The sequence below is a fragment of the Hyphomicrobium sulfonivorans genome, from assembly GCF_013306565.1.
Classification (GTDB): Bacteria; Pseudomonadota; Alphaproteobacteria; order Rhizobiales; family Hyphomicrobiaceae; genus Hyphomicrobium_A; species Hyphomicrobium_A sulfonivorans.
In genome coordinates this window covers 161,665-175,277 of record NZ_PZPO01000006.1, presented here as the reverse complement: position 1 = coordinate 175,277, position 13,613 = coordinate 161,665, and the positions used below count along the sequence as shown (strand labels likewise).

Below are 13,613 nucleotides of genomic sequence, written 5' to 3'. Positions count from 1 at the left end.
CTACTCTTTCTCCATGGTGCACTGAAGAGGATGACCGTTCTGTCGTGAAAAATCCATGACTTGCGTCACTTTTGTTTCAGCGACCTCGTATGGATAGACACCACACACGCCCACGCCCTTGTGATGGACATGGAGCATAATACGTGTGGCTTCATCGGGGCCTTTGGCAAAAAACTTCTCAAGAACCAAAACGACAAACTCCATCGGCGTGTAGTCGTCGTTGAGCAAAAGAACCTTGTAGAGGCTTGGCTTTTTGGTCTTGGGGCGCGTTTTCGTGGCCAGCCCAGTGCGGCCGTCCTCGTTTCCCCGTCCACCGTCCGGCGGCTCTGCGCCCGGTGGATCGCTCTTGCCGCCTTTCGATGCCACCGTCAGCCGGCGCAGAGTCAACATCTTCGACATAAAAGGTTACGTCCGTCCCTGATCGGCGCGAATCCGCCAACCCATTGCCAATCCAGCGCATATGCGCCTTGCAAGCGCCGACGATACGCAAGCGCACGCCTGGCTGCAAATGCTCTGTCAGAAGTATTCTCCTGCCTTCCCGGTGCTATCCGCGAAAGTTGGCCATCGTAACGCTCCAACATCTCCGGAAGCTTATGATGGGGTGGCAAGCGGACACAAAAAAGGCCCGGCGAGCGCCGGGCCTTGGAATTCAATGCCGCAGTAAAATTAACTGCTGCGCCGAGGAGAACCCTCAGGCGCCCTTCTGCAGGATCTTTTCGACCGGCTTATAAGCATCCTTGGCCATCGACGCATAAAGGCCGCCGATCTTGGAAACCTGCTGCATGTAGTCGTCATAGGCGCGCTTGGCGTAGCTGGTCTGGATCTCGACGGCCTGCTCGACCGACTTCGAAGACATCAGCTTTTCAAGCGTAGCCGTGCTCTCCTCGAATGAGCGCTTCGTATAGTCGCTCATCTCCGCAGCAATAACCTGCCAGCTCTTGTTCCACTCGCCGAACAGCTTCATGGCCGTATCGACGTTGGTCTGCCCCAGCTTCTGCATGTCTTCAAAATTCTTAATCATGGTGCCATCCGTGTCCTAGAGACTGTCGAAGGAAAAACGCACTATTCGCAGTGCCCCCTGGTCCAATCGGGACCATCACCCTGAAATCATCGTTATACGCACTGCACAAATTTTCAAGTTCTTTTTCGCATTGCAATATAAGGGCCGCCACTGACGACCTGGATATGGTCATCGGGTCATTAACTGAGCCGCAGCATCACTGCGCTATGGTGAGTTTGGGACAGGCGCTCTGGATGAGCGAACTGGGCCTCGATGCCGACGCTTGTGGTTAAAGCGCCGTAAAGAGGCCCAAAAGCGATGCTCCGTTATGCCATCCGTCGGCATATGGCGCTTCGCCTGGGACGTCTGCTTTCCCTTGGTATGAGTAATGCGTTCCATGCGCGGCCAGGCAGCTCAGGCTTCGCAAGGGTGAGTGAGTTTGCGTTTGATGTTCGGCGTATCGAAGTCTGTAGGCACCCCGGGGAATGCCAATCGTTGGCAGCGCACAATGCTTGCCGCTGCGATCGTTGCTTCGGTGCTTCTGTCCGCCACTCACGGCGCTCAGGCCCAGACCCCCCGCTCTGCCGCCATGGTTGTCGATGCCAACACCGGTGAGGTGCTCCACACCGAGCAGGCCGACGCCCATGTCTATCCCGCATCCCTCACCAAGATGATGACGCTCTATATGACATTCGAGCTCATTGAGATGGGCCGGTTGAGCTATGGCTCCAAGATAAGAATGACCGAAGAGGGTGCCGCAGTGCCCCCCTCCAAGCTGGGACTGAAAGCCGGCGAGGAACTGACGGTGCTGGAAGCCATCCGGGCGCTCGTCACCAAATCCGCCAATGACGTCGCCGTGGCCCTGGCGCAGCACATCGGCGGATCGGAGCCGAATTTCGCGCGGCTGATGACGCAAAAGGCCCGCTCGCTCGGCATGCGCCAGACAACATTCCGCAACGCATCAGGTCTGCCCGATAGCGGCCAGGTGACGACAGCGCGCGACATGATCACCCTGGGCCTGCGGCTGCAGGACGATTTCCCCCGCCATTATAAGCTGTTCGCGACGCGCTCGTTCTCGTTCCGCGGCAAGTCCTACCGCAACCACAACACGCTGCTGCACCGCTATCAGGGCACCGACGGCATCAAGACCGGCTATACGCGCGCGTCTGGCTTCAACCTGGTTTCGTCAGTGCGCCGCGATGGCAAGCATATCGTAGCGGCGGTGTTCGGCGGCAAATCCGCCGCCACGCGCAACGCCAAAATGCAGAAGATCATCGGCCGCTCGTTCGCCAAGGCGTCCCGCACGAGAACCCGGGCGCCTGCCAGCGCTCTGGTGGCACGCGCGGCCCCGCCGCCGCAGCCAGCGCAGCGCCCGCAGATGCAGGCCCGCGCCGAGTTGGCTCCACCGCCGCAAGTGCGCCCTGCTCCGCCGCCGCCCCCCGTAGCCTCTGCGGACCGTGGCCGGTCCTCGATCGCAGTGGCAAAAGTTCGGCCGGTGCAGATCGGAAACGCTGCGCAGGAGCAGGCCGAGCCCCAGCGCCGTCAGCAATTCGCCTCAGCAGGCATGACCGCTCCTTTGCGCGCCGCCCCGCGACCACCGGCGCAGGAGTATGTGCCACGTTTCGTGCCGGAAACCGGCGCCTTGAGGCCTTCGACATTCCAGGCCCAGGCAGCCCATCTTGAACGGGTGGACACGCGCCCGATGCAGCCGCCACCGCATGCTCTGCCGCCGCCAGCAACACGAGCCGCTTCGCGCACTGCTCCGAGCGGCCCGTTTGAAATTCAGATCGGCGCATTTGGTAATGCCGCCGAAGCCGAACGGCGCATGATGCAGGCCCGCCAGCGTCTTGGTGGCATGCTTGATGGCTATGCGTCGGTGTCCGTGCCGGTGCAGAGCGGTGGAAGCCAGCTCTATCGGGCGCGCTTCCGCGGTTTCGATGCGACGGCCGCGAACAACACCTGCTCGCAGATGAAAACGGTGCAGATCGACTGCTTCGTCATCAGGGCCCAGTAACGGCCGGGTCGCGTCAGCGGTTCAAGGCTTCGAGCGCGACGTCCTTCGCCTCATTGATCTTCGCCGCCAGATACGTCGATCCACCGCGATCTGGGTGCATCTTGAGCATCAGTTCGCGATGCGCCCGCCGGATGGCAGCGCTGTCTGCACCCGGCGCCAGCCCCAGAATTTCCAACGCCTCCTCGCGGGTCATGCGTCCACCCGGGCCGCCGCTCATCGCCGATTCCCCGCGCGCCATATCCTCCCGCCAAGTGGGGTGGATGCGGTCGAGATAAGCCTCGAGCAGTTGTGCCGACTGTGCATCGGTGTGGCGGCAATCCTGCCAGAGCAGCGCCAGATCTGTCGGGCTGAGCGCCGACAGAGACCGTCCGGCGAACATGCCTTTCAGAACCCGCCCGTGCATCTCGCCGGTGTCGTGATCCAGCTCCATTTCCAGATGTTCGGTGACGATAGCGGATGATTGCCCCGGCGTGCGCCGCGCATTGCCACCGCCGCCAAGCCATGGCGGCGTAGCGCGGCCCCATATCAACCACGAACCCAGCATCGCTAACGGCACGGCGATAGCCCCACCGCCGCGCAGGAAAAGCAGCGCCGCGACACCCAGCGCCGCAATGCCAGCTCCGGTGCGGGTGCGCCTTGCCACAGCTGTCGGATTGGCTTGCGCGAATGAACGCATGACCATCAACCCGATGGCCAGGCCGAACAGGCCCAAGATCAGATAAGCCAACCCCATCAGGCGCCCGCAGCTCCACCGCCAAGCTGCTGCAGCAACAGCCGCGCACCGGCATTTTTCTGTTCAACCAGCGCCAGCAGCGCCTTGCGGCCACCGGCAGCATAGACGGCAACCGCCATCAGCAAATCACGCAACTGACGCGCCGAGCCGCGATCAAAACGGCAGTACGCTCCATTGGTGATACGCGCAATCTCGCGGAACGTACGCGACGCAACCGGATCATCGCCTTCCTGAAACAAAAACACCGGCACGCCAAGCAGCGCCAGTTCGCCAGCACGGGCACACAGGTGATCGATATCTTCTTCCATGCTGTCGCCGACATAGACCAGGGCATTGACTTTGTGGCGCGCGCTTTCATCCAGCGCATGCACCAGCACACGGCCAATCTGCGTCAATCCACCTGCACATGAAACCGAACGCATCAGCCGCGCCAGCGCTTCGGGATCGGACACCCACTTTGATGCCCGGCATTCTGACGTGCCGCGAAAATACATGAGTTGCACATCAAGCCCGCCAACGGACTTCACCGCCGCGAACATCTCGCTCTGCTGCGCCAGCGCCATTTCCCATGTGGCGGCGCGGCTCATGGTGGCATCCATCGCGAACACCAGACGCCCGCGCTCCCCGGTGGCGGCCGGTGTCATGGTTTTCATGCGGGCGATGAAGTCTGCCACATCGGCATCGGAGGAAGTGCCGGCGCGCACAGCGCCGCCCTTTGCCTGCTGCTCGGCAGATGCGGTGCCCTGCCCACGTTCGGCAACCGGCCCAGCGCCGGTTTTGAACGGCGCCTCCGATTGATCCTTCGTCGCGGTCTTGGGTGACTTGCGCCAGAACATGGCTGAACCGGATACCTTCTGCTGATGTCCCGAACTCCATATAGGGAGCCCGGCAGCAAACATCATATTGGCAGCCGGAATAACAGAATGGCGCCCCCCGCGCGCTCCTGCAATCCCCGCCTTTAGCTCGGCTTCAGGCATGGCTGGTCTCACGCGCCAGCATCGCTCTCCGGCGTGAGCAACTCGATGTTGCCACCTGTCGCGGTGAGATCGGTGGAGCGCACGCGCTCGGTGGCGTAGGCCAGCAACGTATGCGGGCCGCCAGCCTTCGGACCGGTGCCGGACAGCCCTTCGCCGCCGAACGGCTGCGTGCCGACCATCGCGCCAATCTGATTGCGATTTACATAAAGATTGCCGATCCGCGCATGGTCGGCAACGTAATCGGCAACCGTCTCAAGGCGACTGTGCAGTCCAAGCGTCAGACCATAACCCGACGCGTTGATGGCATCGATGACCTTCGGCAGCGCGCCACGCTGATAACGCACCACATGCAGGATGGGGCCGAAAACTTCGGCGTCCAGCACATCAAGGCTTTCGATTTCAAACACGGCGGGCGTCACGTAGTTGCCAGCGCGGCAGGCTTCGGGCAACGGCAGATCGATGAGCTGCGTTCCCTGCCGCTGCATGCGCACCTTGTGACCGTCGAGAAAATCCTGCGCGGAGTCGTCGATCACCGGGCCGATGTCGGTGGCGTAGTCGAACGGATCGCCGATAGCGAGCGTTTCTACCGCGCCCACCAGCATTTCAATCGTTTCGTCGGCGACCTCATCCTGCACGAACAACACCCGCGCCGCCGAACAACGCTGACCTGCGCTGTTGAATGCCGAACGCACCGCGTCGCGCACCACCTGCTCCGGCAAGGCGGATGAATCCGCGATCATGGCATTGATGCCGCCGGTCTCGGCGATAAACGGAACAATGGCGCCGCGCCGATCGGCCAACGCGCGCTGGATCGACCACGCGGTTTCGTTTGATCCGGTGAACGCGATGCCCTTGACGCGCTTGTCCTTGACCAACGCTTCGCCCAAACGCCCGCTGCCGGGCAGCAATTGCAGCACGTCGCCGGGCACGCCCGCTTCGTGCAGCAGTTGCGTTGCCAGAAACGCGGTGATGGGCGTTTGCTCAGCGGGCTTGGCCAGCACCGCATTACCCGCCGCCAGCGCCGCTGCGACCTGTCCGGTGAAGATGGCGAGCGGAAAGTTCCATGGCGATATGCAGGCGAATACGCCGCGCCCGTTGAGGCTCAGTGTGTTGCGTTCCCCGGTTGGCCCCGGCAGCGTGACCGGCCCGGCAAACAGACGCCGCGCCTGCGCCGCGTAATACCGCAGATAATCCACCGCCTCGCGCACATCGCCCTGTGCGTCTTCAAGCGTCTTGCCAGCTTCGCGCACGATGACGGCCATCAGTCGGGCATGGTCGCGCTCGAACAGATCCGCAGCTGCGCAAAGAACTTCGGCGCGTTTCTCGCCGCCGATCCGGTTCCAGGCTTGCGATGCACCGGTTGCACGCGCGATCGCCTGGTCGGCCTGATCGAGCGTTGTCACGCGCACAGTACCCAGCCGTTCGCGGCGGTCTTGCGGGCAGGTGACGAGGCTCGCCATGTCGCCGCCGGTGATCGCCTTGCCGCCGATGATTGGCCCTGCCGCGTACACATCATCCAGCGCATTGCCCATCTGCGTAAACAGCGCCTGTCGCACGGTTGGCTCCGTCAGCGCCATCCCCGCCGCAGCCTTGCGCTCGGGCATGTAGATGTCGCGCGGTAGCACAATCGCGGGTGCAGGTTTCCCCCCGGCACTGCGCTCTGCCTCCGCCTGCGCAACAGGATCGCGGATGATGCCGGCGATAGTGGTTTCATCGTCGGCCAGTTGCTTGACGAACGACGTATTGGCGCCATTCTCCAGCAGGCGGCGCACGAGATAGGCAAGCAGATCCTCATGGCTGCCCACCGGAGCATAGATGCGCACCGGACGGCGGATGATCTTGCCTTTGCCGACAACCTCATCATACAGCCCCTCGCCCATGCCATAGAGGCGCTGGAATTCGATGGCCGCCGGCCCTGCCGCAACGTGCGTCGCCGCGATCGAATAGGCGTTGTGGGTTGCGAACTGCGGATAGAACGCCTTGGCATCGCTGATCAGCAACCGCGCGGCGGCGAGATATGAAACATCCGTGTTCTGCTTGCGCGTAAACACCGGATAATTTTCAAGCGCGCGTTCCTGCGCCCACTTGATCTCGCTGTCCCAGTAAGCGCCCTTCACCAACCGCACAGGAATGCGCTTGCCGGCGCGCTCCGCCAGCCGCCGCAACCAGCGCAGCACCGGAATGGCGCGTTTGCCATAGGCCTGCACCGCAATGCCAAGGCCGTTCCAGTTGTCGAGCGCCGGATCGACCAGCGTTGCGGCGAAAATTTCCAGAGTCGGATCGAGCCGATCCTGCTCCTCGGCATCGATGGTGAGCGTCAGACCACGGGCGCGCGCGGCCCGTGCCAGCGTCAGCACACGCGGCAGCAATTCCGACTTCAGCAGCTCGCGCTTGCCGGGTTCAAAGCGCGGATGCAGCGCCGACAGCTTCACCGATATGCCGGGTCGGGCGTAAAGCGCATCTGCGTGCAGCGTTGTCAGCGGTCCCGCCGCCTGCCCCACCGCATCGATAGCAGCGAGATAACGCTCGAAATAGGTATCGGCATCCTTTTGTGTGCGGGCAGCTTCACCCAGCATGTCATAGGAAAGCAGATACCCCTTGGCCTGATAATCCTTCGCGTTGCCGATCGCCTCGCGAATGGTGCGACCAAGCACGAACTGATCGCCCAGCAGTTTCACCGCTTGCCGCACCGCCTGTCGGATCACCGGCTCGCCTGAGCGCGCCACCAGACGCTTGAGCGCGTTGATGGGATTGGAGCCCTGTGCTTCGCGCATTTTCACAACGCGACCCGTGAGCATCAGCGCCCAGGTCGACGCGTTGACGAACATGCTGTCGGAATGGCCGCGATGTTTATCCCATTCGCCGCCCGCGAGCTTTTCGGCAATCAGTTCATCGGCGGTTTCGGAATCGGGAATGCGCAGCAGCGCCTCGGCGATGCACATCAGGATCACGCCCTCCTCGCTGGAAAGGCCATATTCCTGCATGAACGCTTCAACGCCAGCTTGCTTGCCACGACCCGAGCGCGCCGCATGGGCGAGACGCAACGCCAGCTCCGATGCACGGCTGCGCTCGGCCTCGCTGAACACCGCGCGCTCGATCAGGCGGTCGACGAGTTGACGCTCATCGAGCAGATAGCTGGCCGCGATCTCATCCCGCGCCGGGATAAGCTTCAGGCGCGCGGAGATGTCGTCATTGGCCCCAGCCGGCTTTGTCACGACCATCTCGCCCTCATGCTCTGCTGCCAATGCGATTCGGTATCTTCCACCCTAGAGCCTTTCAGCGTTCCGTTGAATCGCGGAAAGACACTAGCCGTTTGTTTTTTCGTGCTTCTTATCGGAAAACCGGTTCCCGCTTTTCCGGAAGCGGTTCTTTCGCTACGTGCTTCTTATCGGAAAACCGGTTCCCACTTTTCCGGAAGCACTCTGCAAATCGACCCTCGCCGCGCTTGCGCTTACCGGACAAGCCGAACCGCATGAATAAGCGGCGCAATGGCGCTCTTGACGGGCGGCTTCCGCACCCGCAGAGCTGTGCGCCCAGAACTTGCATGCCAGAGCTTGCTTCAAGAACCTGCGTCAGCGAGGTGAACACGGTGTCCAATCAGATCCAGATCGTGCGCGGCATTCCGGAACTGCGCGAAACGGTGCGCGACTGGCGCCGTCAGGGCCTTTCGGTCGCGTTGGTGCCGACGATGGGTGCGCTGCATGCCGGGCATATATCGCTGGTGCGCAGGGCCGCGGAGCTGGCCGATCGCACCATCGTTTCCATCTTCGTCAATCCGACGCAGTTTGCACCTAACGAGGATCTGGCGCGCTATCCGCGCACCGAGGCGGCCGATCTCGCCCTGCTCGGGCCGGAGCGCTGCGATCTGGTTTGGACGCCGCAGCCAGCGGATATGTACCCGGAGGGATTCGCCACCCGCGTGCTGCCCGCAGGTGCAGCGGCCGGCCTTGAAAGCGATTTCCGGCCGCACTTCTTCGGCGGTGTCGCCACCGTGTGCAGCAAGCTGTTCGGCGCCACGACGCCCGACATCGCGATTTTCGGCGAGAAGGACTATCAGCAGCTTTGCGTCATCCGCCAGCTTGTGCGCGACCTCAACATTCCGATTGAGATCGTCGGCGCCGAGACCGCGCGTGAACCGGATGATCTGGCGCTGTCATCGCGCAACGTTTACCTGTCGACGGAAGAACGGACGATTGCGCCGGCGCTCGCACGCGTGTTGCGTGATACGGCGCTGAAGGCACAAGCCCTGCTGCAGAACACAGCTGCGGCGCGGCCGGCACCGAAGGCGGTGCCGATGTTTCCCGAGCCGGGGCAGCCCGCCCCTATCCACCAGCTTCCGGCACTTGAACGGCTTTGCGAAGCGGCGAGTGAACAGTTGCGCCAGGCCGGCTTCGCCAAGGTGGATTACGTCGCCGTGCGCGAGGCCGACACGCTGCGGCCTGTCAATGCGCTCGGCGCCCGCCCGTTGCGTGTTCTGGGCGCGGCTTGGCTCGGCACAACCCGGCTGATCGACAACGTGCCCGGCTGAAGAACTGCGGCAGGTTGCGACGCTTCAAGCGGCCCGTCGCGCGGCCAGCGCGATGCCGCCTGCAATCAGCAAAGTGCCCGCCAGCTGATAGAGTTCGGGGTGTTCGCCCAGCAGCAATATCGCGAAGATGGTTCCGAATACCGGCACAAGATAAATCGACAATCCGGCCGTGTTCGCGCCCAGCAATTCCACCGCGCGGTTATACGAACCATAGCCGATCGCCGAAGCGAACAGAGCCACATAGCCAACAGCAAGTAATGCATGCAGCGATAGCGGCACGGGCATCACGTAAGCACTTTCGGCGATATAGAATGGCAGCAGCAGCATCGATCCCATCAGGAAGATCGTGAACAGAAAGCTGAGCCAGTGCACGCGCGGCCGCAGCCGCAACAGCGCCGTGTAAACAGCGTAGACGATACACGCCACCAGCATCCAGATGTCGCCGTTGTTAAACGCAAGATTGGCCAGCACGTTTATGTCGCCGTGCGCGACCAGCACAACCGCGCCCACCAGAGACAGCGCAATGCCGACCGCCTGACGCGCAGAAATACGATCACCGAATATCAGGTACGTCGCCAGCACGATCAGCACCGGCGCTGACGTTTGCAGCATGATGATGTTGATGGCGCCGGTCGTGGCAGCCGCGATGTAAAGCGCAGCGTTGAAAAACGCGATGCCCATGCCAGCCAGCAGAAGCACGATTGGCCAGCTTTTCAGCATCGGGCCAATGTCGCGACGCAGATGCGGCCATGCGAATGGCAGCACAATCAGCGCCGCGATCAGCCAGCGCCAGAACGCCAGCCCCACCGGCGGCAATTCGCCAACCACCGCCCGCGCCACGATGGCGTTGCCGCCCCAGACAATGCCGGGCAGCACCATCAGCAGATACGGCGCTGCAGCCTTGAGCGATGCCATCACATTGCGCTCTTCGCGCGCATCCCGCTGGCGAGGATCAGGCGACGTGCTCATACATGCATCCAGAAAAGAATGATGCCGCCGCGCTAAATGTGCGGCTCCCGTTGCGCAGATGTAGCCCGTTTTACATCGTCAAGCGATAGGGGTGCATGCTTCTGCCACAGTGCGGCAGCGCCCGGCGCAATTGCCTGCCAAATAAGAAAGGGCGAGCCGAACAGCCCGCCCTCAAATTTGACATCAGCCTGACGACCGGGCCGCTCAACCCTTCAGGAACGGATCGGGCTCAGCGTTGTGGAACGGCACGGCATTGACACCGGACGGCAACGTCACGGTGTGCATGCGCAAATCGTCCGCATCGTTCGAGCGCAGAATTTCCAGCGCCTTCACCTCACGCGGCTTGTCGTCAGTGCGGACCCACAGCACCAGACCGCCGTTTTTCAGGTTCTTGTCGATCTGCGCGGCGTGGTGCTTTTCCATCTTGCGCGCAGCATAAAGCCCGAGCGCTCCGGCAATTGCACTGACGCCCAGCGCTGCGCCTGCGGTGGCCACGACGGCTGCGCCTTCCATGGCGGCAATGGCGGCAGCTCCAGCGCCACCGATGTAAACCGGAATGCCGGCCAGCGCGGCAAGACCCTCAGCGCGCGACTCCGGCGCAACATATGTGGCACGCGGCGTGTCAGGATTGTCAGCGAGGGCTTCGGCGTCGGGAATATCGGCGCCGAACTTTTCATGCAGGGCCTTTTCGTTGCCCAACACGCTGAGATCGTCACGGGTGAATCCGGCATCGGAGAGCGCTTCAACGGCCGACTGCAGCGCCTTCACTGAGTGAAATACCGCTGAAGCCTCACGCGTTGTTGCTGCCATTCCATCGTCTAAGGACTGCGCCTCGGTCGCCATCTTGCCTGCTCCTTGCATCTCGCCTGCTGAATCGGCGCAGAACAGCGCCTCAAGAATGATCGCTCTTGCACCCTAAGATTGCTTTGGTTCTTTCATGCAAATTGTCAGGACGTGCATATTTCCAGTGTGGCCGGCGGATTAGCAGCGCCAAGGATTGGCCGAAAAACCACGTACTCCCAAACATTTGCCCCGGATGCGGGCGACGACCATTGGCCATACTTGCCAAGTCCCGGCCGGGCATGCGAGGTCTCAGCAACCACAACTTAGGGATTCGCCGCTCTCGGCCCCGTTCCCGCGTTCCCGTGCCGGCGGCGCGTCGTATCGAGGGAATGATGCATGGCTGGAGCCGCTCGCGATCTCTTCACAACGATCGAAAGCTCCATGACCGAAAAGACGGCCCGCGCTCGCCGTGCCACAGATGCTTCCGATGCCTACACGGCAGCCGATATCGAGGTTCTTGAGGGCCTCGAGCCGGTACGCCGCCGCCCCGGTATGTACATCGGCGGCACCGACGAAAAGGCGCTGCACCATCTGTTCGCCGAGATCATCGACAACTCCATGGACGAGGCCGTCGCCGGTCACGCTACATGGATCGAGGTCGAGCTGGAGAAGGACGGCTATCTGAGCGTCTCTGATAACGGGCGCGGTATTCCCATCGATCCGCATCCGAAGTTCAAGAACAAGAGCGCGCTCGAAGTCATCATGTGCACGCTGCATGCGGGCGGCAAGTTCGAGGGCAAGGCCTACAATACGTCCGGTGGTTTGCACGGCGTCGGCATTTCGGTCGTCAACGCGCTGTCGGACATCTGCGAAGTCGAGGTTGCGCGCAGCCAGCAGCTTTACCGGATGGTGTTCTCGCGCGGCGTTCCGCAGGGCAAGCTTGAGAAGCTGGGCCCGGTGATGAACCGGCGCGGCACCAAGGTGCGCTTCCATCCTGACGAAAAGATCTTCGGCAAGAACACACACTTCAAGCCTGCGCGTCTGTTCAAGATGACGCGCTCGAAGGCGTATCTGTTCGGCGGCGTCAAAATTCGCTGGAAGTGCGATCCCGAACTCATCAGCGACGACACGCCTGCGGAGGCCGAATTCCATTTCCCCGGCGGCCTGAAAGATTATCTCGCTTCCGAGATCACCGGTCGCACGCTGGTCACCAAGGATCTGTTTGCCGGCAACGTTGAGCGTGAAGGCAAGCACGGCTCGGTTGAATGGGCTGTTGCCTGGATCATCGACGCCGACGGCTTCAGCCGCTCATACTGCAACACCATTCCGACCGGCGAAGGCGGCACGCACGAAAACGGCCTCAGATCAGCGCTTTCCAAGGGCCTGCGTGAGTTCGGCGACCGCGTCGGCAATCGCAAGGCATCGCAGATCACCGCCGAAGACGTAGTCGGCACGGCGGCTTCCATGCTGTCGGTGTTTATCCGTGAGCCGGAATTCCAGGGCCAGACAAAGGACAAGCTGGCGACGCAGGAAGCGACGCGCATCGTCGAATCCGCCGTCAAGGATGCCTTCGATCACTGGCTCAACCAAAGCCCGCAGCAGGCAACCAAGCTGCTGGAATGGGCCATCGAACAGGCCGAAGACCGGCTGAAGCGCCGGCGCGAGAAGGAAGTCAGCCGGCAATCGGCCACGCGCAAACTCCGCCTGCCGGGCAAGCTGGCCGACTGCACCATCCAGGCGGCCGCGGGCACCGAGATCTTCATCGTCGAAGGTGACTCGGCCGGTGGCTCGGCCAAGAGCGCACGTCAGCGCGAGACGCAGGCTATTCTGCCGCTGCGGGGCAAGATCCTGAACGTCGCCAACGCGTCTTCAGCCAAGCTTTCGCAGAACCAACTGTTGTCAGATCTCATCCTCGCGCTCGGTGTCGGCACCGGCTCGAAATACAACGACGACGACCTGCGCTATGAGCGCGTGATCATCATGACCGACGCCGACGTCGACGGCGCGCACATCGCATCGCTGCTGATCACGTTCTTCTATCAGCAGATGCCGGAGCTGATCGAGAACGGGCACCTGTTCCTTGCCGTACCGCCGCTGTTCAAGCTGACCCATGGCGCCAAGTCCGTCTATGCGCGGGACGAAGTTCATCGCGCGGAACTCCTGGCCAAGGAGTTCAAGCCCGGCACCAAGGTCGACATCGGCCGCTTCAAAGGTCTGGGCGAGATGAACGCCGCGCAGCTCAAGGAAACGACCATGGACCCGAAGCGGCGCACGCTGCTGCGTGTCGAAATCGGCGATGGTGATCGCAGCGAAGTGGGCGAAGCGGTCAACGCGTTGATGGGATCGAAGCCCGAGGCGCGCTTCCGCTTCATCCAGGAGCATGCAGCCTTCGCCCGCGATCTGGATATCTGACCGCCCGCCCCCGCCTGCTCCGACGCCTGGCTGCGCTATTTCAGCTGGTCCGCGTCGGAGTCTGCTGAAAAAACTTTGCGCGTTGGGAGGCTAAGCCCTCCTAAACCTCACAGAGAACCTAACCCTTTCCCGCAGCGAAAGATTTTTAACCAAAGATTTTCGGCCAGGGCATGGTTAATTGTTCCTTGAGGAACTCG

Annotated in this window: 10 protein-coding genes; 3 read left to right on the top strand and 7 right to left on the bottom strand. The window is 62.1% G+C overall.

Annotated features, from left to right (window positions below; genetic code table 11):
* Together clpS and C6Y62_RS14215 are read right to left on the bottom strand one after the other, a co-directional pair.
* Entirely contained in the window at window positions 1–390 is a 390-nt protein-coding gene (gene clpS / locus C6Y62_RS14220; protein WP_083509489.1) for an ATP-dependent Clp protease adapter ClpS, read from the bottom strand.
* 301 nt (window positions 391–691) lie between these two features.
* Window positions 692–1,021, bottom strand: a complete 330-nt coding sequence (locus C6Y62_RS14215; RefSeq protein ID WP_068460183.1) for a phasin family protein — start codon at window positions 1,019–1,021, stop codon at window positions 692–694.
* Window positions 1,022–1,508: 487 nt separating this feature from the next.
* Here C6Y62_RS14215 and C6Y62_RS14210 point away from each other — a divergent pair, with 487 nt between their 5' ends.
* Entirely contained in the window at window positions 1,509–3,014 is a 1,506-nt protein-coding gene (locus tag C6Y62_RS14210) for a D-alanyl-D-alanine carboxypeptidase (RefSeq protein ID WP_173954478.1), read from the top strand.
* A 13-nt stretch (window positions 3,015–3,027) separates the two neighbouring features.
* Here C6Y62_RS14210 and C6Y62_RS14205 read toward each other — a convergent pair whose 3' ends face one another.
* The 3 genes from C6Y62_RS14205 to putA form a co-directional block, all read right to left on the bottom strand.
* On the bottom strand, window positions 3,028–3,747 hold the full coding sequence (locus tag C6Y62_RS14205) for a DnaJ domain-containing protein (RefSeq protein ID WP_198491361.1): 720 nt from the start codon (window positions 3,745–3,747) through the stop codon (window positions 3,028–3,030).
* Entirely contained in the window at window positions 3,747–4,583 is an 837-nt protein-coding gene (locus C6Y62_RS14200) for a vWA domain-containing protein (protein ID WP_198491360.1), read from the bottom strand. Before C6Y62_RS14200 ends, C6Y62_RS14205 begins: the two co-directional genes overlap by 1 nt.
* A gap of 149 nt (window positions 4,584–4,732) precedes the next feature.
* Window positions 4,733–7,939 (bottom strand): bifunctional proline dehydrogenase/L-glutamate gamma-semialdehyde dehydrogenase PutA, encoded by a 3,207-nt coding sequence (gene putA / locus C6Y62_RS14195; protein WP_338074479.1) that lies wholly within the window; start codon window positions 7,937–7,939, stop codon window positions 4,733–4,735.
* A gap of 374 nt (window positions 7,940–8,313) precedes the next feature.
* Here putA and panC point away from each other — a divergent pair, with 374 nt between their 5' ends.
* Window positions 8,314–9,252 (top strand): pantoate--beta-alanine ligase, encoded by a 939-nt coding sequence (gene panC, locus C6Y62_RS14190; protein WP_338074349.1) that lies wholly within the window; start codon window positions 8,314–8,316, stop codon window positions 9,250–9,252.
* Window positions 9,253–9,276: 24 nt separating this feature from the next.
* On the opposite strand, the gene C6Y62_RS14185 is transcribed toward panC, so the two are convergent.
* Both C6Y62_RS14185 and C6Y62_RS14180 read right to left on the bottom strand, forming a co-directional pair.
* The gene (locus C6Y62_RS14185) at window positions 9,277–10,221 is read right to left on the bottom strand and encodes a DMT family transporter (protein ID WP_246274749.1); all 945 of its coding nucleotides are present in this window, start codon (window positions 10,219–10,221) and stop codon (window positions 9,277–9,279) included.
* A 204-nt stretch (window positions 10,222–10,425) separates the two neighbouring features.
* Window positions 10,426–11,064 (bottom strand): hypothetical protein, encoded by a 639-nt coding sequence (locus C6Y62_RS14180; RefSeq protein ID WP_068460174.1) that lies wholly within the window; start codon window positions 11,062–11,064, stop codon window positions 10,426–10,428.
* 336 nt (window positions 11,065–11,400) lie between these two features.
* Here C6Y62_RS14180 and parE point away from each other — a divergent pair, with 336 nt between their 5' ends.
* Window positions 11,401–13,416 carry a DNA topoisomerase IV subunit B gene (parE, locus tag C6Y62_RS14175; RefSeq protein WP_173954475.1) on the top strand — a complete coding sequence of 672 codons (2,016 nt, stop codon included), beginning with the start codon at window positions 11,401–11,403 and terminating at the stop codon, window positions 13,414–13,416.
* The last annotated feature ends 197 nt before the right edge of the window (window positions 13,417–13,613 follow it).